Origin of the sequence: Pontiella desulfatans, assembly GCF_900890425.1 — a bacterium.
Taxonomy (GTDB): Bacteria; Verrucomicrobiota; Kiritimatiellia; order Kiritimatiellales; family Pontiellaceae; genus Pontiella; species Pontiella desulfatans.
This window is the reverse complement of sequence record NZ_CAAHFG010000002.1, coordinates 325,883-345,880: the sequence shown is the minus strand read 5'-3', so window position 1 is coordinate 345,880 and position 19,998 is coordinate 325,883. Positions and strand designations below refer to the sequence as shown.

Annotated in this window: 18 protein-coding genes and 1 riboswitch; of the genes, 10 read left to right on the top strand and 8 right to left on the bottom strand. The window is 59.2% G+C overall.

Translation table 11 applies throughout. The features are described from left to right. Nucleotides 1-8 precede the first annotated feature (8 nt). A complete protein-coding gene (locus tag E9954_RS17180; protein WP_168442355.1) occupies nucleotides 9-791 on the bottom strand; it encodes a DUF4465 domain-containing protein in 783 nt (260 codons plus the stop codon). A gap of 99 nt (nucleotides 792-890) precedes the next feature. Next, nucleotides 891-1,033: riboswitch (adenosylcobalamin (AdoCbl) riboswitch) on the bottom strand. 115 nt (nucleotides 1,034-1,148) lie between these two features. On the opposite strand from E9954_RS17180, the gene E9954_RS17175 reads away from it, so the two are divergent. The 8 genes from E9954_RS17175 (at nucleotide 1,149) to larE (ending at nucleotide 8,623) form a co-directional block, all read left to right on the top strand. Further along, nucleotides 1,149-1,760, top strand: a complete 612-nt coding sequence (locus tag E9954_RS17175) for a MotA/TolQ/ExbB proton channel family protein (protein WP_136080534.1) — start codon at nucleotides 1,149-1,151, stop codon at nucleotides 1,758-1,760. Continuing rightward, nucleotides 1,751-2,158, top strand: coding sequence for an ExbD/TolR family protein (locus E9954_RS17170; protein ID WP_136080533.1), 408 nt, complete (start codon nucleotides 1,751-1,753; stop codon nucleotides 2,156-2,158). The genes E9954_RS17175 and E9954_RS17170 overlap by 10 nt, the downstream gene beginning before the upstream one ends. Then, nucleotides 2,137-2,820 carry an energy transducer TonB gene (locus tag E9954_RS17165; protein WP_136080532.1) on the top strand — a complete coding sequence of 228 codons (684 nt, stop codon included), beginning with the start codon at nucleotides 2,137-2,139 and terminating at the stop codon, nucleotides 2,818-2,820. The genes E9954_RS17170 and E9954_RS17165 overlap by 22 nt, the downstream gene beginning before the upstream one ends. A gap of 108 nt (nucleotides 2,821-2,928) precedes the next feature. Beyond that, nucleotides 2,929-3,672 carry an ABC transporter substrate-binding protein gene (locus E9954_RS17160; RefSeq protein ID WP_168442354.1) on the top strand — a complete coding sequence of 248 codons (744 nt, stop codon included), beginning with the start codon at nucleotides 2,929-2,931 and terminating at the stop codon, nucleotides 3,670-3,672. A 64-nt stretch (nucleotides 3,673-3,736) separates the two neighbouring features. After that, entirely contained in the window at nucleotides 3,737-4,525 is a 789-nt protein-coding gene (locus tag E9954_RS17155) for an ABC transporter ATP-binding protein (protein ID WP_136080530.1), read from the top strand. Further along, nucleotides 4,522-5,508, top strand: coding sequence for a FecCD family ABC transporter permease (locus tag E9954_RS17150; protein WP_222847217.1), 987 nt, complete (start codon nucleotides 4,522-4,524; stop codon nucleotides 5,506-5,508). Before E9954_RS17155 ends, E9954_RS17150 begins: the two co-directional genes overlap by 4 nt. A gap of 123 nt (nucleotides 5,509-5,631) precedes the next feature. Next, nucleotides 5,632-7,680, top strand: coding sequence for a cobyric acid synthase (locus E9954_RS17145; RefSeq protein ID WP_136080529.1), 2,049 nt, complete (start codon nucleotides 5,632-5,634; stop codon nucleotides 7,678-7,680). A 151-nt stretch (nucleotides 7,681-7,831) separates the two neighbouring features. Then, nucleotides 7,832-8,623 carry an ATP-dependent sacrificial sulfur transferase LarE gene (gene larE, locus E9954_RS17140; protein WP_136080528.1) on the top strand — a complete coding sequence of 264 codons (792 nt, stop codon included), beginning with the start codon at nucleotides 7,832-7,834 and terminating at the stop codon, nucleotides 8,621-8,623. Here larE and E9954_RS17135 read toward each other — a convergent pair. The 6 genes from E9954_RS17135 to E9954_RS33510 form a co-directional block, all read right to left on the bottom strand. Then, nucleotides 8,612-9,964: an ATP-binding protein gene (locus tag E9954_RS17135; RefSeq protein WP_136080527.1), complete on the bottom strand. Its 1,353-nt coding sequence runs from the start codon at nucleotides 9,962-9,964 to the stop codon at nucleotides 8,612-8,614. The two genes, larE and E9954_RS17135, sit on opposite strands and share 12 nt — an antisense overlap. A gap of 129 nt (nucleotides 9,965-10,093) precedes the next feature. Next, the gene (locus E9954_RS17130; RefSeq protein ID WP_136080526.1) at nucleotides 10,094-10,837 is read right to left on the bottom strand and encodes a hypothetical protein; all 744 of its coding nucleotides are present in this window, start codon (nucleotides 10,835-10,837) and stop codon (nucleotides 10,094-10,096) included. 84 nt (nucleotides 10,838-10,921) lie between these two features. Next, nucleotides 10,922-11,485: a CDP-diacylglycerol--glycerol-3-phosphate 3-phosphatidyltransferase gene (gene pgsA / locus E9954_RS17125; protein ID WP_136080525.1), complete on the bottom strand. Its 564-nt coding sequence runs from the start codon at nucleotides 11,483-11,485 to the stop codon at nucleotides 10,922-10,924. Nucleotides 11,486-11,565: 80 nt separating this feature from the next. Beyond that, the gene (locus tag E9954_RS17120; protein ID WP_136080524.1) at nucleotides 11,566-12,192 is read right to left on the bottom strand and encodes a helix-turn-helix domain-containing protein; all 627 of its coding nucleotides are present in this window, start codon (nucleotides 12,190-12,192) and stop codon (nucleotides 11,566-11,568) included. A 35-nt stretch (nucleotides 12,193-12,227) separates the two neighbouring features. Continuing rightward, on the bottom strand, nucleotides 12,228-14,738 hold the full coding sequence (locus E9954_RS17115; RefSeq protein WP_136080523.1) for a DNA translocase FtsK: 2,511 nt from the start codon (nucleotides 14,736-14,738) through the stop codon (nucleotides 12,228-12,230). Nucleotides 14,739-14,750: 12 nt separating this feature from the next. Further along, complete coding sequence (locus tag E9954_RS33510; RefSeq protein WP_281281242.1) at nucleotides 14,751-14,873, bottom strand: hypothetical protein; 123 nt, start codon at nucleotides 14,871-14,873, stop codon at nucleotides 14,751-14,753. On the opposite strand from E9954_RS33510, the gene E9954_RS17110 reads away from it, so the two are divergent. Continuing rightward, nucleotides 14,872-16,314, top strand: a complete 1,443-nt coding sequence (locus E9954_RS17110; RefSeq protein WP_136080522.1) for an MFS transporter — start codon at nucleotides 14,872-14,874, stop codon at nucleotides 16,312-16,314. The genes E9954_RS33510 and E9954_RS17110 overlap by 2 nt on opposite strands. Before the next feature lie 37 nt (nucleotides 16,315-16,351). Here the strand turns inward: E9954_RS17110 and E9954_RS17105 are convergent, their stop codons facing one another. Further along, nucleotides 16,352-17,602 carry a peptidase U32 family protein gene (locus tag E9954_RS17105; protein WP_136080521.1) on the bottom strand — a complete coding sequence of 417 codons (1,251 nt, stop codon included), beginning with the start codon at nucleotides 17,600-17,602 and terminating at the stop codon, nucleotides 16,352-16,354. 105 nt (nucleotides 17,603-17,707) lie between these two features. On the opposite strand from E9954_RS17105, the gene E9954_RS17100 reads away from it, so the two are divergent. Further along, nucleotides 17,708-19,837, top strand: a complete 2,130-nt coding sequence (locus E9954_RS17100; protein ID WP_168442353.1) for a PPC domain-containing protein — start codon at nucleotides 17,708-17,710, stop codon at nucleotides 19,835-19,837. Nucleotides 19,838-19,998: the final 161 nt, after the last annotated feature.

The window sequence follows — 19,998 nt, the reverse complement described above, 5'->3', positions numbered from 1 at the left end:
GCGCCAAACTAACGCAGGAAGTAGGTGCGTTTTTTACGGAACCAGACCATGCCGCCAAAACCGAGCAGCATGAGCGTGACCGTACCGGGTTCCGGAATGGCGGCCACCGTCAGTTCGTCCATCGCGAAATAGTTCGGCGTGTTGCCCTCGGTGGAAGACATGTTAAACTGGAGCGACTTCACATCGCCTCCCAGGGAAGAGAGATCCACCCATGTCCATTCATCGACAATCTCACCGGTAACGCCGGTATAGTCGGCCAAGTTGAAATCAACGATGCCAACACTGGAACCAACGGAATCGAATCCTTCGATCGTCAGGCTGAAGAGATCGTTGCTGGCGGTGGAGAATGCACGGGCAAAGCCATCGCCATTAAGAATGGTATCGGCCGCATAGGCGGTGTTGTTCGCATAGAACCCCTTGACCTCGGTGGCAACAGGAAGAACAACGGAAGTCCCGCCCGACCATGGCTCGAAGAATACACCGTAGGAACCCGCGCCGCTGACATCCAAACCGCTTCCCGAAACAGCATACTGGTTTCCCGAACCACCTACCAAAGGATTATTCACACTCGAAAAGGTCGTACCATCCCAGCTCGACCAACCGCCCCCCCAATCGGTGCGCGTCCTCATGAACTGGATCCCCTGGTTCTCCCAAGCCAGCGCCCCAAAGGTCGAAGGCATATCGTAGGTATTGTTGCCCGTCGTCCACAATGCATCGAAATCAACAACCACATCCGCCGAAGCACTGCCCAACAGTGCCGCCACCGCGGCAACAACCAACACGTTTTTCATTTTGTTTCCTTTCGCCTGTAGATCGCAGGCATTCGTTTTTTTAGGTTTCAGGAAACTTTCGCTAAGCATAAAAAAACGCCCGGAGCCCCCGGACGATTGATCCGTCGAGCCTCTTTTAGTGCGAAAGAGTCCAACATCTTGAAGGCTTGAAAGTTCTGGCTTAGGGAACGAATCCCATCACAGTTGCGCTACAGCGCCGGGTTCACACCGGACTTCCGCCAAGTTCTTCACGAAGGGCGAAACTTATGCCTTGGGGGCGGACATGTCAACCATGCGGGAAGCTGTTTTTGGAACGCGCTTCCCAAGCTGGAGAAAAAAACCTATGGTGGCGCCCGAACCATTGGAATAGGTCTATTTATGTACGGATTAATGATAAAGGGTGGCGTGATCATGTGGCCATTGCTGGCCTGCTCGGTCGTTGCGCTGGCCATCATCTTCGAACGGCTCGTCTTCTGGCTGCTGGTTTTGAAGAACAAGAACCAGGCGTTGATCAACCGCATCTTCACGCTTACCGAAGAGGGTGAGTTCGATACGGCGATCCAGGAGGCCGAAGGAACCCAATGCCTGGTTTGCCGCATCCTTTCCAGTGGCCTTGCCCACCGCAACTATGGCCTGGCGCAGTCGCTGGAAGCCGCGGCCCTGCATGAAATCGAAAAGATGAAGCACCGGCTCTCCGTGCTCGACACCATCATCACCGCCGCCCCCCTGCTCGGCATCCTGGGCACGGTGTCGGGAATCATTGTTTCATTCGACCTGCTGGGCGATGCCGGCATCGAGGATCCCAAAGCCGTCACCGGTGGCATTGCGCAGGCACTGATCACCACGGCCACCGGACTCTCGATTGCGATCGTCACCCTGCTCCCCTACAACGCCCTGACGCGCAAGGTGGAAAAGGTCACGCGCCACATCGAGCAGCTCGTCACCTGCTACGAAGTCACCGTCCAGAAAGGGATGGAGAAATGCGGCTAAGCTCGGGATACGAGGCGAAGAAGGCGCGGGTGGAGATGCTGCCGTTGATCGACGTGGTGTTTCTGCTGCTCGTCTTCTTTATCTACGCCATGGTCTCGATGGTCGTCCACCGCGGCCTGAAGGTAGAGCTGCCGAGCGCCGGTAGCGCAACCATGGAGAAGAATGACTATATCTCCATCTCCATCAACGCCGAAAACCAGCTTTACCTGAATTCCGAACCCACCGTCATTGAGGGTTTAGCCGAACAAGTGCTGAAACTTCGCGGCGGAGAAACCAAGCCTGTCTTCATCGAAGGCGACACCAAAGCCGACCTGGGATTGGCCATTGAACTACTTGACGACCTCAAGGGTGCGGGCATTGAGGAAGTGTCCTTTTCATGCAAACAGGAAAAACCATAGCGAACCTTCCGCTACTCATTGGTGGCATCCTGTCGGTCGCGATCCACGGGTTGGCCCTATACAGCAACGGGCTCTACACCCCGCCGGTTCCGCAAATGGAAACGGGGCGGACGGTCGTGCACCTGACGCTGGCGCCTTCGGTCGCCACCCAGGCCGCACCTCCCGAACCAGAGCCTGAAAAGCCACCGGAACCGAAGGAACCCGAGCCGGTCATTCCCGACCCCACTCCAGTCCCCGTCCCCGTTCCTGTTTCCGAGCCGATCCCGGAACCTGCGGCACCGTTGGAACCCGTTGAAAAAACCATTCCCGAACCGGTGCCCGTTGAAGAGCCCGCCCTGCAGGAATCGGTGGAGCAGATTGCGAGCATGCAGGAAGACAAAGGGGTGATTACGCAGGCCCAACCCATGTCCGGAATCAGCGCCACCTACCCCCGCACCTCCCAGCGCCGCGGCGAAGAAGGCACCGTGGTTCTTTCCATCGAAGTCCTTTCCACCGGAAAAGCCGGAAAGGTGGAGGTGGTGGAGTCCAGCGGCTTCCGGCGACTCGACGACGCGGCGGTCCATGCCGCCAAAAAGGCCACCTATGCTCCCGCCAAACAATTTGGCCGCCATATCGATTCCAAGCTGATACAACCCCTGATCTTCGACCTGACCGAAAAATAAACAATGATGCCCCGAACCCTATTCCTATTTGTAATCATCTGTCTTGTTGGCTGCGGCAAACAAGAAACACAACCGAGAGAGGCAAGCGTTCCCGAACGCATCATCTCCTTGGCGCCCGACATCACAGAAACCGTCCATGCCCTGGGGTTGGGCGACAAGCTGATGGGGGCAACGACCTATTGCACCTATCCGGATGCCGCAAAAACGGTTCCGCGCGTCGGTGGGTTCGGACAGTTCAACTTCGAGGCAATCGTTACGCTCAAACCGGATCTGGTCATCCTTCACGAAGGATATGAAAACGAGAAGAGCCGGCTTGATGGCCTTGGCATTCGCTACCTTGCCACGAAAACGCGCTCGGTGGCGGACATCACCGAATCCATCCGCAAGGTCGGCATGGCTTGCGGAGCGGAAGCGGAAGTAGAAAAACGGATCGGTGAAATCAATGCCCGGATTGCGGGATACCGGAAAACGTCCGGCGATGCCCCACGCGTCCTCATCACCTTTGGCGGCGATGCAAGCAGCATCGACCAGATCCACGCGTTTGGGACAGAATGCCTTCACAATGAGCTGCTCGAAATCGCCGGCGGAAAAAACGTGGTGGAAGGCCACCTCCCGTTCTCAACGCTTTCCAAGGAAGCCGCCATCCGGCTCAACCCCGACATCATCATCCAGCTCGCCCCCGGCACCGAGGCCCCCGCCGACCCAACCAAGGCCTGGCAAGGCATGGCCGGAATCAACGCCGTGAAGAACCACCGCATCCACGTCCTCACCGGCGACCACACCTGCATTCCCGGCCCCCGCTTCATCCAAACCCTCGACGACTTCGCGGAAATCATCCGACAAAATGATTAAGGACAAAAGAATCCAGATATGGGAAAGTGCCCTCTGGTAAAATCATTTCATCGAACCAACACACATGAGCGAGCCCATCATCCAAATCAAGAACCTGTCGATCAGCCTTTCGGGGAATGAAATCCTGAAGGGGGTTTCGCTGGACATTGGTGAGGGCGTCTATGTCTCGATCATCGGCCCCAACGGCGCCGGAAAGACGACACTGGTCAAGTGCATGGCCGGAATCTACCGGGAATGGAGCGGCTCGATCGGCATTGGAGGGAAAGCGTTCGGCGACCTCGGCAACCGTGAATTGGCCCGGTTGCAGAGCTATGTCCCCCAGGCCGAGGGGCGAACCAATCCATTGACGGTGGAGGAGTTCGTGGCCACCGGCCGCTATCCGCACCTTTCTGCATTCACCACGATGCAAAAGGATGACTACGAGGCCGTGGACAAAGCGCTCGACCGCGCCGGACTCCTGCCGTTGCGCAAACGCAATCTCAATACGCTCAGCGGCGGCGAACGGCAGATGGCTTTCATTGCCGCCGCACTAGCGCAGGACACCCAGATCCTCCTGCTCGACGAACCCTCGACGTTTCTCGACTACCGCCACCAGGCCAAGGTGGCATCCATTTTAAAATCGGCCTGCCGCGAACACGGCATCACGGTGGTCGCCGTCCATCACGACATCAACACCGCCACATCCTGCAGCAACCAAATCGTTGCCCTCAAAGACGGTACCATCGCGTTCGAAGGAACCCCTGCCGAAACGGCAAACGCCGAAGTGCTTCAAAACATATACTGCACTGAATTCGTAGTCGCCCCTTCCCCCCATCGCCCCCTTCCGTACATCATGTCCGGAGGTGCGATTTGAAAAAACCATACATTGCCCTCTCCACGCTTTTTGCATTCGCACTCGCCGTGCTCTTGCTCAGCCCCCTGTTCGGCATGGAGTTCATTCCGTTCAACGCCACTGGCCAGGAGCGGGAAATCCTGATGGGCATCCGCCTACCGCGCGTACTGTGCGCATTCGCCGCAGGCGCCATGCTCGCCCTCAGCGGAATGTCGTTCCAGGCGCTGTTCCGCAATCCGCTCGCAACGCCCTTCACCCTTGGCGTTTCCAGTGGGGCGGCTCTGGGGGCGTCCGTATTCATCCGGTTCGGAATTGCATTCACCTTCCTCGGCATTTCAGGAACGTCGATGGCGGCCTTCGGAGGTGCCCTGCTTTCGATCCTGCTCGTCTACGGCCTCACCAAACTCAAGGGGGGCTTTTCCACACCAACGCTTCTGCTGGCCGGCATTGCCATCAGCTTTTTCTTTTCCAGCCTGATCCTGTTCATCCAATACATCAGCGGGCTGACGCACTCGTTCCAGATTGTCCACTGGATGATGGGCACGCTCTCCACCGCTGATTATGGAAAGCTGCTCAACCTGCTGCCCTTCCTAGCGATCGGGGCAACCCTGCTCACCTTCCTCCAACGCGAAATGAACCTGTTCGTGGTGGGCGAAGACATTGCCATCAGTCGCGGTGTCAACACGGGGCTCGTGAAAAAGCTCATCTTTCTCTCCGCGTCGTTGATGGTCGGTGGCGTCGTGGCCGTCTGCGGCCCCATTGGATTTGTCGGCATGATGTCGCCGCATATTTGCCGGCTGGTCGTTGGCGCCGACCACCGCCTCCTCACCCCCGCCACCTTCCTGTTCGGCGGTCTGTTCCTGACCCTGTGCGACACCCTCACCCGAGTACTCTCCAGCCTCACCTCCGGAGCGGAGCTCCCCGTCGGCGTGCTCACCGCCCTGCTCGGCGGCCCCTTCTTCATCCTCCTCCTGCTCAACCGCAAGGGCGGGCTGGATCTTTAGGCCACCCTCCTCTCGTCAAATGGATTCATTAACCGCGAAAGAACGCAAGGAACGCAAAATCCCAGACAGCACATTCTTTGCGTTCCTTGCGTTCTTTCGCGGTTTCAATCATCATCCTGACCCATGAAACAAACCCGTCCAGCCAAGTGCATCGCCTTTCTCGGAACGGGCTCCGATGTGGGGAAGAGCATCGTGGTGACGGCCATCGGACGCATCTTCAAGAACCGCGGATGGTCCGTTGCGCCCTACAAGGCGCAAAACATGTCGAACAATTCCTATGTCACCCTCGAAGGCGGCGAGATGGGGCGCGCGCAGGTGGTACAGGCGGAGGCCTGTGGCATCGAACCGCACACCGACATGAATCCCGTGTTGCTAAAACCCAACACCGATATCGGCTCGCAGGTTGTCCTGCAGGGCAAAGCCATCTGCAACGCATTGGCTTCCGAGTTTTTCAGCGACACCTCGAAAATCCGCGAGCCCGCCTTTGAATCGCTCGAACGGCTGAAAGCCAAACACGACCTGGTCGTCATCGAAGGCGCCGGATCCTGCGCCGAGGTCAACCTGCGCGACCGCGACTACGTCAACTTCGAGACCGCCCATGCCGCCGACGCCCCCGTCATCCTCGTCGCCGACATCGACCGCGGCGGCGTCTTTGCGCAGATCGTCGGTTCGCTTGCGGTGATGCCTGAGCATGACCGGCAAAGGGTGGCCGGGTTCATCATCAACAAGTTCCGTGGCGACGCCTCATTGTTCGACGACGGCATCGCCTATCTGGAGGAACAGACCGGCCTGCCGGTGCTGGGATTGATCCCCTACTACCGCGGCATCGAGATCGACCCCGAAGATGGCATGCCGTTGGAAACCGTCATCGATCCGCCAGTCCGTCCCGTGCCCGGCAAGATCAACATCGCCTGCCTGCGCCTGCCGCACATTTCCAACTTCACCGACTTTAATCCGCTCATCCGTAACGCGGCGGTGTCGTTCCACTACCTTTCGAAACCGCGGAACCTTGAGGGCTACGATGCGCTGATGATTCCCGGCACCAAGAATGTCCGGTTCGACCTCCAATGGCTAAAGGATACCGGATGGGAAGAATCCATCCTTGGATTCAAGGGCCACATCCTCGGCGTTTGCGGCGGCTACCAAATGCTCGGCAAGCAGGTGCACGATCCGCTCGGCATCGAGGGAGACCCCGGCAGCTCGGAAGGTTTCGACCTGCTCGATCTTGAAACCACGCTGGAGAAAGACAAGGTTCTATCCCGATCGCAAGGGCGCTTCGCCGATGGAACCTTCATCGACGGCTATGAAATCCACATGGGGAAAACCACGCTCGGATCCAATGCCAACCCCATGGTAATCGTTTCGAGCCGCAACCGGCAGGCCGTGAAGGATGTCGATGGGGCGGTATCGCCCGATGGAAGAATTGCAGGCAGCTATTTCCACGGCCTTTTCGATTTCCCGGAATTCCGGAACCAATACCTAAGCAGCCTGAATCCGGGCTATGCCGCCGAAGATGCACAAGCCGCCACCGAATTCAAACAAACCCAATACGACCTCCTCGCCACCCATTTCGAACAACACCTCGACATGGACAGGTTGATGCGCATAGTTGGAGGGACGGGTTCCACCCCGTCCCCGCGCCCGCACCGCAAACACCCCGCCCACTTTCCACCGACAGAACGGTTCAACACGCCTACGATCATCCTCGTGACGGTCTGCTCCCAAAACAGGCAACCGATACTGAACAACGATGCCATGCATGAACGGTTGCTGGCGGCATGGGAAAAGGCCGACGCTTGGCGGATTGGGAAATATGTGGTGATGCCGGATCACATCCACCTGTTCTGCTCACCGGCAGCCCGGGATGTTTCTCTGAAGACGTGGGTGCAATATTGGAAGTCCATGGTTTCCCGTGCGGAGTTGGGGCACGGTAGCATTGCGGACGAAAGGCCGGGTGGAACCGGCCCCTCCACCGGGCAAGGTGGAACTTGCCCCTCCATCTCAAGGGTATTTCAACGCGATTTCTGGGACACACAGTTACGTCAAAGTGAAAGCTATTCCGAAAAGTGGGCGTATGTTCGCAACAATCCTGTTCGAGCAGAATTGGTTGAGGCCTCAGAGGATTGGCCATACCAAGGGGAACTGCACTCACTGATTTGGCTTACCTCGTGATGGAGGGCCCGGTTCCACCCGGGCCGCCTTACGTGAGGAACCGGGCAAGGTGGAACTTGCCCCTCCAGTCCAACCCAACGCCCTAATCAAACACCCAATATTCGGGCGAGGAGGAACTCGCCCCTCCAACCATTTTCGGTATGATGCCCGCATGAATTCAATAGATGAAAAAGAGCAGATGCTGCTCGATGAACTTAAATCGTACGGATCGATTGCGGTCGCCTATTCCGGCGGCGTCGATTCCACCTACCTGGCCGACTGCGCGCATGAAGCCCTTGGCCGAAACGCCATGATGGTCATCGCCGACTCGCCTTCCATCCCGCGCGACGAGCTGCAACAGGCCATCGACATGGCGACGGAGCGCGGCTGGAACCTGCGGATCATCAAGACCGAGGAGCACCTGAAGGACGACTACCTCGAAAACAAGGGCGACCGCTGCTTCCACTGCAAGAACGAACTCTTCACCAAAATGGAAACCATCCTTTCCGAGTTTGGCGACATTGTCCTCGCCCACGGCGCCATCGAGGACGACAAGGGCGATGTCCGCCCCGGCACGCAGGCCGCCGCCAACCATTGCGTGGTGGCCCCGCTGCAAAACGCGGAGCTCTACAAAAAGGAGATCCGCATCCTCAGCGAGCGGCGCGGCCTGCCGACCGCCGGCAAGGCCTCGTTCGCCTGCCTCGGATCCCGCTTCCCCACCGGAACGCGCATCGAACTCGAAGCCATGACCCAGGTGGAAAAAGCGGAAGCCATCCTGCGGGCACGCGGCTATTCGCAATACCGCATCCGGCACCACGACGACCTTTGCCGAATCGAGATCGACCTGGTTGATTTCGAAAAACTGATGGATGAGCGGATTGAGCTGGTTGCCGCCATCAAGAAGACCGGCTACAAGTTCGTGACGCTCGACCTCAGCGGCTATTCGATGGGATCAAGTGCCTGAACCTTCGAGGAAATCCCGGCCACCTCGCGCGAGTCGGCCCGCGTAATATAGAGGAACATTGATCAGGGTTTCATTGGAGACCTCAAGAGGTTTCGCGGAAATCTTGATTACATGCCGAGGGTTATATTTCAGGATGAACCGCCTCAAGCTTTGTGCCTTTGTCCGCAAGCCGGACTTGACCTCAACCGGAACCACTTCGCCTCCCCAATCCATTAGGAACTCAATCTCGGAATTGCGTTCGCTCCATGAATAAAGGTGGGATTCTCCTGCCGCCACGAATTCGGCGGCAACATGGTTCTCGGCAAAAAAACCCTTGGTCAAACCATAGTCCTGCGCCATCAAGGAATCGGGCGACAACCCGAGCATGCACCCCAACAGTCCACCATCCAGAACGAACAGCTTGAACATGTTGTTTTTGCAAAATGCATTGAATGGGACTTCCGCACGTTCGCAAACGGATACCCGATGAACCAGCCCCGCCTTTTCCAACCACCCTATTGGCCCCTCCAGCTGTCCATAGCCCTTTCGACCAGGCACAACATCCTTGAAGCGGTAACGCTTCACGGATGCGTCCATATAGCCAGACAATTGCCGAGGTATGTTTTCGAATACGGCGGCAATATGCGCGGCATTAACCGCCCCCGAATGCTTCGTGAAATCCTGGAGGAATGAACCGATCAAAGCCGATTGCAGCTTCCGTACGGCAAAGAATCCCTCGGCCTTCCGGTCTCCATGCCCGAAGTAGGTTTGCACAGCTTCCGGCATCCCTCCCACGATGTAGAATTCCTTTAACAGGCTCCACAAACCAGTATGCGCTATTCCAGAAACCTTCCGTGCATTCCACGATGAAACGAAGGCCTCGAACAACAAATCCTGCCCGCTGTTCATCAGGAACTCCTCGAAATCCAACGGATAGAGGTCAAGGAAAGTGACCTTTCCGACAGGAAAGGAACCGCCCGCAATGGCCACACCGAGTAATGATCCCGCTGCGCAAACGGGTTGTTCGGGAAGCTCTTCGCAAAAATATTTCAGGCTCGTCAACGCGCGCGGGCAAGCCTGGATTTCGTCGAAGACAATCAGGTCGTCCTGATGAATCGGGCGGTTTTGAACGAGCGCCAATCCTTGAAGGAGCTTTCCAGGTTCCAAGGATTCCTCGAAAAGCGGAAGCAACCGATCGGAATCCTTCTCAAAATCAAAGAGGTGGAAAGCGGGAAACTCATGCCTACCGAACTCGGAAAGCAGCCAGCTTTTTCCAACCTGACGAGCCCCCCGCAGAATCAGCGGCTTTCGCACCACCGTCTTTTTCCATTCCACCAGATCATTGTACAGCAACCTTTTCACCGCAAAAAAACTACCATCGCACAGACTTTTTGCAACCAATATTTCGCAATGTACAAACTTTTTTCAATCAAAGCACAGTACAAACAACCGATATAACCGTCAGCCACATCGTTGTTCCCAGCAGGGGAACTAAGCCTGTTCCTTTTCCCCGGATTCTTCCTGTTCTCCATCGGAAGTGTTGGGGGAATCCGACCGATCGGTCGGATTGGGCTGATCCGTTTCGAGGGGAAGCTCATCCGCCACGGGGGTTTCCCCTCCAGCGGTGGTCGGGGCGGAACCCGACCCTCCATCTGCCGCGGACTCCTCTTCTGCGGCAGTCGGGGTGGAACCCGACCCTCCATCCTCAGCAGGGGCTGGCTCGGGGGCGTTGCGGGGCTGGCCGCCCAGGAGGACAACGACTTGCTCCTGAACTTCCTCAAGTTCGTCGAGCTTGAGCTCGGGATCGATGACCATGAAGGTTTCGTTGGTTTTCTTGTGCTCGTAGATGCGGAGCTTGCGACCGTCTTCCGTGGTTTGCGTATCGCGCTCGACCAGGATTTTCTTTCGTTCGAGCATTACCGTGAGAATGAAGATGGCATTGAGATCTTCTTCGTTTTCCTTGGCCATGAGCTTGCGCAGGAGCGATTCGGCATTCTCTTTCTTCACCGCTTCCTCCTGCGGAGGTGGCGGGACAATGAAGGTGGTTTTCCAGGAACTCAGTCCGGGATCTTTCTTATCCCAGCACTGCTTGCACAGATCATGGCGAACATATTCGCCCTCATCGAAAATGAGTTTGGAAAAGAGGTTTTCCTTGTCGGCGAACTCCTTCGCGCACTGGGTGCACACCTTGGCGCATCGTTGCACCCGCCAGTTATCGATGTTTTCACGGCCCATGGATTATAAACCTTCGGTTTATGAGTGGGAGAGTGGATGAGAGGAAGAATGGGTGAACATCCTTCCCCTCTTCCATCCTTCCAGTCAGCTTTCTTCCTTTTCCCAAATCGTGTGGCGTTGTTGCCAGAAATAGACGACGCCCGACCATGCGGTGAGCAGGGCCGTTCCCAGGCCCAACCACCAGGCAAAGTCGGAGCCGGGCGCGGGAAGCCATTTGGATTCCCAGATCAGGCCGAAGAAATAGAGGCAGATGGCGAGCATCTGCATCGTGGTCTTCACCTTGCCCCACGGACCGGCGGGCATCACGATGCCCTTTTCGATCATGAGCAACCGCATGCCGGTCACCATGAATTCGCGCGCAATGATCAGCACCACCATCCAGGCGCGCAGGCTATCGAGTTCAACGAAACCGATGAAGGCGGCACAGACGAGCACCTTGTCGGCCAGCGGATCCATCAACTTGCCGAAGGAGGTGCAACCGAAAAAGTTCCGGGCCAGGTAGCCATCGAGCGCATCGGTGATGCTGGCGATGACGAAGATCACCAGGGCCGCGATGCGGGCATACGGGAAATCGAGCGTCATGCAGACCATCATGACGGCGGTCATCCAGAAGCGGCTGATGGTTAGGTGGTTCGGGAGGCTTTTCATAGGGTTCCTAAATGTTTGTCGTTCCGCGTTCAGGCGGCCATTCCGCAGAACCGCCCGACGGCGGAACCACGAACCTTTCCTTACTTATCCACCTCAACGACGCCAGGTTTAACGAGGTAGACGTCGGGCACATCCTCGGCGATCAGCTGCCGCTCCACGGAGGCCGCGCCCGTGGCGGCCGGCACCTCGGCATCTTCGCCGGCGCAAGCCTTGACCCCGAATACGATGAGCAAGAGCACCGCGACCGCCCCCGCCGCGTAGGTAATCATTTTCAGCGGGATCCCGGTTCCGGGCATGTTGACAATCGTGTCGTTCACTTCGGAAAAGATGGCCTTGCCGTTGCCCTTTGGCTTGGGCGGGGCTTGGGCGGGGCTGTTGCTGGCATCGACCGGAACATGGTCGACCGAGGCAAGGTTTTGCCGCACTTCGTCGGTCAGGTGCGCCTTGGCCCGGGGGGCGTGGGTTTCCACATATTCGTCCACCAGCGGACGGGAATCGAGCCCAAGGTATTGGGCATACATCTTGATGAAGCTCTTGGCGTAGACCGGAGCCGAAAGCGCCCCGAAATCGTCGTGCTCCATCGCTTCGATGAACTTGGACAGGATCTTCGTGGCCTGCCCGGCTTCGGAAACGCTCACCCCTTTGGACTGGCGGGCCGCTTCAAGCCGTTGCCCGATTGTTCCAATGCTCAAACTAGCTTGTTCCATGTTGACACTCCTTGGCAGTCATTGCTTCCACAGGCTCAAGCCTCGCTCGCTTCGCTTGCGTCCATGGCCCCTGTGTTTTGGGGTATCTCCCCATCCAAATCAATCAGGATCTCGCGCGGCCCGGCGCCGTCCGGCGGCCCGATGACCCCGCGTTCCTCGAGCAGGTCCATGACCCGCGCAGCGCGGGTATAGCCGATGCGCAGGCGGCGCTGCAACGACGAAGTGGAGGCGCGCTTGGTTTGGCGGATCACTTCGATGGCCTGCTCGACGATTTCGTCGTCGCCGCCATTGTCCATCTCCGGCAGGTCGGTGCTCGGTTTTTCGATCTTATCGTGGATCTCGGTAATGAATTCCGGTTGGCTCTGTTCTTTCCAGTAGTTGGTAACGTTGTCGATCTCGGCATCGCTGGTGAAGGCCCCCTGCGAGCGGATCAGCTTGTCCGAGCCGGGCGGCAGCACGAGCATGTCGCCCTTGCCCAGCAGCGCATCGGCGCCCATGCGGTCGAGGATGGTTCGGCTGTCCACCTTCTGCGAAACCTTGAAGGCGATTCGCACGGGGAAGTTGGCCTTGATGGTGCCGGTGATGACCTTCACATCGGGACGCTGGGTGGCGAGGATCATATGGATCCCCGCCGCGCGCGATTTGGCCGCCAGCCGGGCAATGCCCGCCTCGATTTCGGCCTGGGCCACTGCCATCAAATCGGCCAGCTCGTCGATCACGATAACGATGTAGGGCAGCTTTTCGGGAATCGAATCCTTCTTCTTATCCGGATTGTCGACCACGGTTTCCTCGCCAAAGAGCTCCTCCTGCTTGACGACGGCGCGGGCGTTGAAGGCCGGCAGGTCGCGTACGCCCGCCCGGCGGAACCACTTGAAGCGGCGCTCCATTTCGTCGATCGCCCACTTGAGCCCGAGCGCCACCTTCTTGGCGTTGGTGATGACCGGCACGACGAGATGCGGCAAATTGTTGTATTGGTGGAACTCGACGGTTTTCGGGTCCACTAGGATCAACCGCATATCGTCCGGCGTGTGCTTCATCAGCAGGCCCGTCAGGATCGAGTTCATGCAGACCGATTTACCGGCGCCGGTGGCCCCCGCAATCAGCAGGTGCGGCATCTTGGCGAGGTCGTAGACCATCGTATCGCCACTAACATCCTTGCCCAGCACCAACGGCAACGCGCTGCGCCCCCCCTGGAACTCCTTGCTTTCGATCATGTCGCGGAAGAAGACCGCGGCACGCGAGGAGTTCGGAACCTCGACCCCGCATACGCCCTTGCCGGGGATAGGCGCCTGGATGCGGATGCTCTCGGCATGCATCTTCAGTGCAATATTATCGGAAAGGTTCTTGATGCGTTCCACCCGCACCCCCGGGGCGGGGAGGATTTCGTAGCAGGTCACCACCGGCCCCTGCTGCACTCCGGTCACCTTGGCTTCAACGCCGAATTCCTCCAGCGTATCCTGCAGGATCTGGGCGGTGCTCGCCACCTCGCTGGCCGACATCCCCTTGCCTTGCGGCACCGGCGGGTCCAGCAGGTCGAGCGAAGGAAGTTTGTAGTCCGCATGCGGCTCGGTAGGCAGCGCACCGGAAAATTCGCCGCCATCGCCGTCCTCGGCCTTCGGCTTGGCTTCCTTCTTCGGCTGGAGCACCACCGGGGTCGACTTGGGCTCTGGCTTGGCCTTTTTCTTTTCCTCGGCCCGTTGCTGCTCTTCGACCATGGCGCGGATATCGACCGGCGATTGCTCCTGGGCCACCACCGGTTCCGGTTCGGCCCTCGGCTTGCGCGGGGCGCGCTTGCGCCTGGTTTTTGGAGCGGCCTCGGCCTTTTCCTCGAACATTTCTTCGGCAGAGGGCTTTTCCAGCTTAAGCCCTTTGGCCTTTTCCCAAAGGAACCGGCCCAGCTCGATGATCCTCAGGTCGAACATGCGCACCACCGAGATGAGCAGCAAAACAAAGAACAGGATGCCGGCGCCGGGGCCGAACCAATTCCCGAGGGAACGTTGCGCCAGCACCTCGCCCATCAGCCCCCCGGGCGTGCCGATGTTCAGCCGCTCCACCGAGCCCATCCAGAACTGTTCGTTCATATCAACCAGCCCCGCCAGGCAAAACAGGCCGAGAATGAACCAGAAGAGACGCGGATAGATTTTGCGCGCCGACCAAAAGACCGAGGAGGCGCCGATCCAGAAAATGCCGAACGGGATCGCATAACCCGCAACACCAAAATACATGAACAACCCATATGCCGAACGGGCGCCGAAAGGCCCGATCCAGTTATGGGAACCCGGCTCATTCCGGAATAAGCCGATGTCCGCCGGATTGTACGACAAAACCCCCAAAAGGAGCATAAACCCCACGGTGCCCACCAAAATGCCTGCAATCTCGCGCCAGCCCGACCGAACGGGCTCTTCTGTCTTTGTTTTTGCCATTGCGGGAATATAGGGAACCGCCCCAATCAAATCAACCACAGGAACGGTGAATGAGGCAATACCACGGATTACCTCGCACAGTTGCGTCTCAGCGGTCATTTCCGGGGCACTCGGCTTAAGCACTAGAAATTAATCCTACAGCCTTGGAAGATGGGCCGAGGGCTTGCAGGCCAAGGATAGCCGGCGCGGGATGGAGACGGCGGATTCCATCAGGTTGGTGTTGATCCCTTGAAGCCGGGCGGGTATTAGGGGGTTCATGAAAAAATTCCTCCAGACCATTCGTCATCTCACCGCACCGCTGGAAGGAAGCATTCCCGAGCAGCAACAAAAGACGCAGCAACTCTCCATATGGGAAGGCCGGCTGTGGGCGATCATGTGGGGGCTGGGCGAATCCTACATCGCCCCGTTTGCCCTTTTTCTGGGGGCCGGGAATTTTGCGATGGCCTTTGTCGGGACCGGCCCCGTGCTCATTGCGGCGGTTGCCCAGCTGGCGGGCGCGGCGTTGCTCGACCGCGTCGGACGGCGCAAGCCGCTCATCCTCGCGGGCATGTGGGCACAGGCACTGATCTATCTTCCCCTCTTCATCCTTCCCATCGCGCTGCCCTCGATCGGCATGGCGGCGTTCATCATTTTCATGGCGCTTTATTTCGCCACCCTCGGCATCGTGGTTCCATCGTGGATGAGCCTGATGGGCGACGTGGTCGCCGAATCCGAACGAGGCAACTATTTTGCGAACCGCACCCGCCTGGTCATGTATGGCATGATCGGATCGTTGCTCGTGGCGGGCATCATCGCCAACCAATGGAAGGCCGCCGGGCACACCGCGGTCGGCTTTGGCTTTCTGTTCGGCATCGCCGCCCTTGCGCGGGCCGCAAGCACCCTCTTCATGCGCCGCCACTACGACGCCCCGCTGGAATCCCAACCCCATGCCGAAACCGTGTCGTTCTGGAAATTCCTGCGCGACCCCCGGAATAAAAACTACACCAAGTTCACCCTGGCCATTGCACTGATGAACGGCACCACCAACATTGCCGGCCCCTTCTTCGCGGTCTACATGCTGCGCGACCTGCAATGGTCCTATCTGGCGTTCACCTTCAACATGCTCACGTTCATGATCTCGCAGACCCTGTTCGTGCGCTGGTGGGGCGCCATCGGCGACCGGCACGGCAACCGCGCCGTACTGCTGGCCACCGGAAACCTGCTGCCGCTGTTGCCGCTCATGTGGGTTTTTTCAGCGAACTACGGGGTCCTGCTCCTGGCCCAGGTGGTCTCCGGCGCAACCTGGTCGGGCTTCAACCTCGCCGCATCCAACTTTATCTACGACTCCGTGCCGCAAGTACGCCGCGCGCGCGCGTTCAGCTACTACAGCGTGATCAACGGCGTCTTTTCCGTTATCGGCGGTCTATTGATCGGCGCCTACATTGCCGAGCACGCGCCCGCCAGCCTGGAGCTGGGACTCCTCCACATCACGCTGCGCTCCTCGCTGCCGGTGGTTTTCGTGGTTTCCAGCCTGGCCCGCATCCTCGTTGCCGCCATCATGTTCCCGCAGTTCAGCGAGGTGCGCAACGTGGAACCCATCTCCACCGCCCGGCTCCTCTGGCGCTTCGGCATGGGCCAGCCCCTCTTCGGGCAAGTCGGCGAATTCATGCCCCGCATCCGCTCCCTGATTCCGTCGAACGGAAATCAGCGGAAGCCTTAGCGGCAACGGCCCGCTCCGGCGGAAAGGCGGATGGTTTTTATTCCACCGGTTGCAACAGGAACACCTTGTCCTGGCGGCGGGCCTTTTCGGGGAGGGCGATGGTGACCTTGTCGTTTTTGACGGCGCGGTCGGCGGGTTGGCCGTCGACGCGCAGGGCTTCGACGTGGGTTTGCACGGCGCCAGTGGTGGGGCCTTCGACGAGGATTTCGCAACCGGGCAGGAGTTCCTGCTGCCAGAGGGTGAATTCAACGACGCCGATCTTGGCGAAATAGTTCGAGACGGTGCCGAGCTCGATGCGCTTGACGGTGGCCTGCGAATGGCCGGATGCCGCCCACTCCCCCATTTTTTCGCCGCAATAGTAGCCACCGTCCCAGAAGCCGCGGTTGAACACGTCGGCCAATCCGGCTTCGAGCGGATCAAAATTGCGGGGATCGAACGAGCCGGCCTCGATGGCATCGAGGCCGGCGCGGTAGGCCTTGGTGACGGTGCCGACATATTGCGGGGTGCGGGCGCGGCCTTCGAGCTTGTAGACCCCCACGCCGGCCTCGGCCAGCTTGTCGAGGTGCGGCAGGGTGCAGAGATCCTTCGGCGACATGATGTACTGGTTCTGGACTTCCAGTTCGTCGCCGGTTTCGACATCGGTGAGCCGGTAGGCGCGGCGGCAGTTCTGGAAACAGGCCCCGCGGTTGGCCGACTGGTTGTAACAGCCCAGGCTCATGTAGCATTTGCCGGAGATGGCCACGCATAGCGCGCCATGGGCAAACAGCTCGATCTGCACCAGCTCCCCTTTCGGCCCGCGAATGTCCTGTTCCCGGATGGCATCCGAAATCGCCTTGATCTGCTCCAGCGTCAGTTCGCGCGCCAGCACCATCACATCCGCATAGCGGCTGAAATATTGGACGGCGGAAACGTTGGAAATGTTCGCTTGAACAGAGATGTGAACCTCAAGACCAATGCTTCTCGCATACTCGATGCACGAAATGTCAGATGCAATCACCGCGTCCAACCTGGCCTCCTTCGCCGCATCGCAAATCTCGCGCATGGTTTCGAGCTCGTCGTCGTAAACGATGACGTTCAGGGCCAGATAGGACTTCACGCCGCACCAGCGGCAGATGCGCGCGATGCGCCTGAGGTCGCCCAGCGAGAATGGGCTGGCCGCGCGCGAACGCATGTTGAGTTTATCGACCCCGAAATAGACCGAGTCCGCCCCCGCGCGGATCGCCGAACTCAGCGAAGCATAGGAACCCGCCGGCGCCATCAATTCATATTTGGATGGTTTGTTTTTCATGAATGACGGGAAGGATGGATGAGCGGATGGGGTTTGGCAAAATGATTCATGTGCAATAATGAAAAGGGGCATTGCGTTGAATGGTCTGCCAACAGGGAGGCATGCATGAGGTTTCCTTTCCTTATACCAACGTGTGGAATCATCCTAGTGGCCCAGTCGGTCGCCATGGCGCAGGAAGAGCCTTATCTGGGCTATGCCTATCCGGCGGGCGGGCAGCGGGGCACAACCTTCGAGGTGGTGCTTGGCGGGCAGCATCTGGATGGAGCACGTGCGGCCTATGTTTCCGGCAAGGGGGTACGCGCGGAGGTGGTCGAACATATCCGCCCGCTGAACCAGGGGGCGTTCAAGGAGATCCAGGGGCAGATGGGCCAGCTCCGGAACAAGGGGGAAAAAACCGCCGAGGATGAAATGCGGATGGAAGCGCTCCGCGCCAAGCTCTCCACCTTCTCGATTCGAAAAAGCTCGGTGCCGGCACTCGTTGAAACGGCCAGGGTGCAGGTGACGATTTCCGCGGACGCCAAACCGGGGCGGCGCGAACTGCGGCTCATGGGGGATAAAGGCTTGTCGAATCCCCTCGTCTTTATGGTTGGCCGACACCCGGAACGGGTCGAAGAGTCGGCGCGAACAAGGGCGGTGGCCGAAAGCCAGCGGCGCGGAGGAAGAGGTCGAAGGAAAGAACAGGACGTAAAGCCCATGCCGGGCGTCGAGCCTGTGAAGAACGATCCGCAAAAGGAAGTCCGCATCGAGTTGCCCGCCACGCTCAACGGGCAGATCCTGCCCGGCGATGTGGATCGCTACCGCTTCCGTGCCAGCAAAGGCCAACAGCTCGTCGCTGTCGCCAGCGCACGGGAGCTAATCCCCTATCTTCCCGATGCCGTCCCCGGTTGGTTCCAGGCGGTGCTGGCGCTCAACGACGCCAGCGGGAACGAGATCGCGTTCGAGGACGACCACAACCTCAGCCCGGATCCCCAGCTGCGTTGCACCCTCCCGGCGGACGGCGAATATGTGCTGGAAATCCGCGACGCGCTCTACCGCGGCCGCGAGGATTTCGTCTACCGCGTTTCCATCGGCGACGCACCGGTGCTCGAAACACCAACCCTCATCAGCCAGGATCGGGGACTGCGCGAGTGTCGCGACGAGGAACCAAACAACACCCTTGCAACGGCACAGTGCATCAAGGGGCCGATGGTCGTCCACGGATGCATCGACGAGCCGGGCGACGTGGATACCTTTTCCTTCACCTGCCGCGCCGGGGCACGCATCGTGGCCGAAGTCCGTGCGCGGCGGCTCGGCTCGCCGATGGACTCCCTGCTCATCCTCACCGACACGAACGGCGTGCAGCTGGCCCTGAACGACGACTTCGAAGACAAGGCCGAAGGCCTCGCAACCCACCACGCCGACTCGCGGATCGCCTTCACGGCACCGGAGGGCGGAACCTACCACCTCCACGTGCGCGACATTCAGCTGCACGGCGGGCTGGAATACCGCTATCGCCTACAGATCGACGCGCAGCGCCCGGACTTCGAACTACGGATCGTGCCTTCGGCCATCAATACCCCCGCCGGCACCACCGTCCCGGTTCGCATCTACGCGCTGCGCAAGGATGGCTGCACCGGCCCGATCACCCTCGGGCTGGTCGATCCCCCGCCCGGATTCAGGCTGGACGGCGGGCTGGTTCCGGCGGGAATGGATTGCGCGCTGGCAACGCTGACAGTCCCAACGGAAGCGGGGCAGGAACCGTATGAGCTGCATATCGAAGGCCGGGCCTTGGCGGGCAGGCGCGAGATTATCCGGCAGGCGGTACCGGCCGACGACACGATGCAGGCCTTCATCTACCACCACCTCGTTCCGGCCAGCGCCTTGTATGCGGCCGTAACCGATGCGACGCGCATGGCCGCGCCGCGCCTGCTTTCGCCGGAACCCCTTCGCCTGCGCCCGGGTGGAACCGCCTGCATTGAAGTGGAGCATGCCGGCAGTACGCGGTTTGGCGAATTGCGATTCGAGCTGCTGGATCCACCGTCGGGCATCCGCATCGACGAGGTTGCCTTCGAGGGCGGCCGGGGAAAAATCAAACTAACGTGCACGTCCATCCCGCGCGGCGCAAAAGGGCATTTGGTCATCGATGCCTACGTGGCCAATGCGCAAACCGGTTCCGGAAAAGGCAAGGAGCAACGCAAGCGCCAGCGCATCCCGCTCGGCGTCCTTCCCGCCATCCCCTTCGAGATCTTCCCGTAACCGCAAATGCCCCTTAAATCCTTCTTGTTCGGGAATTGGTTTGAAAAACGGGTGGCGTGCCTGTATTTTTCGAAGCTTCCCGCTTCTATGCCGCAGGGGTGGCAGACGGGAAAGGGGTTCCGACCCCGCGTTAATGGTTATTCGCTATTGGTTGTTCGCCT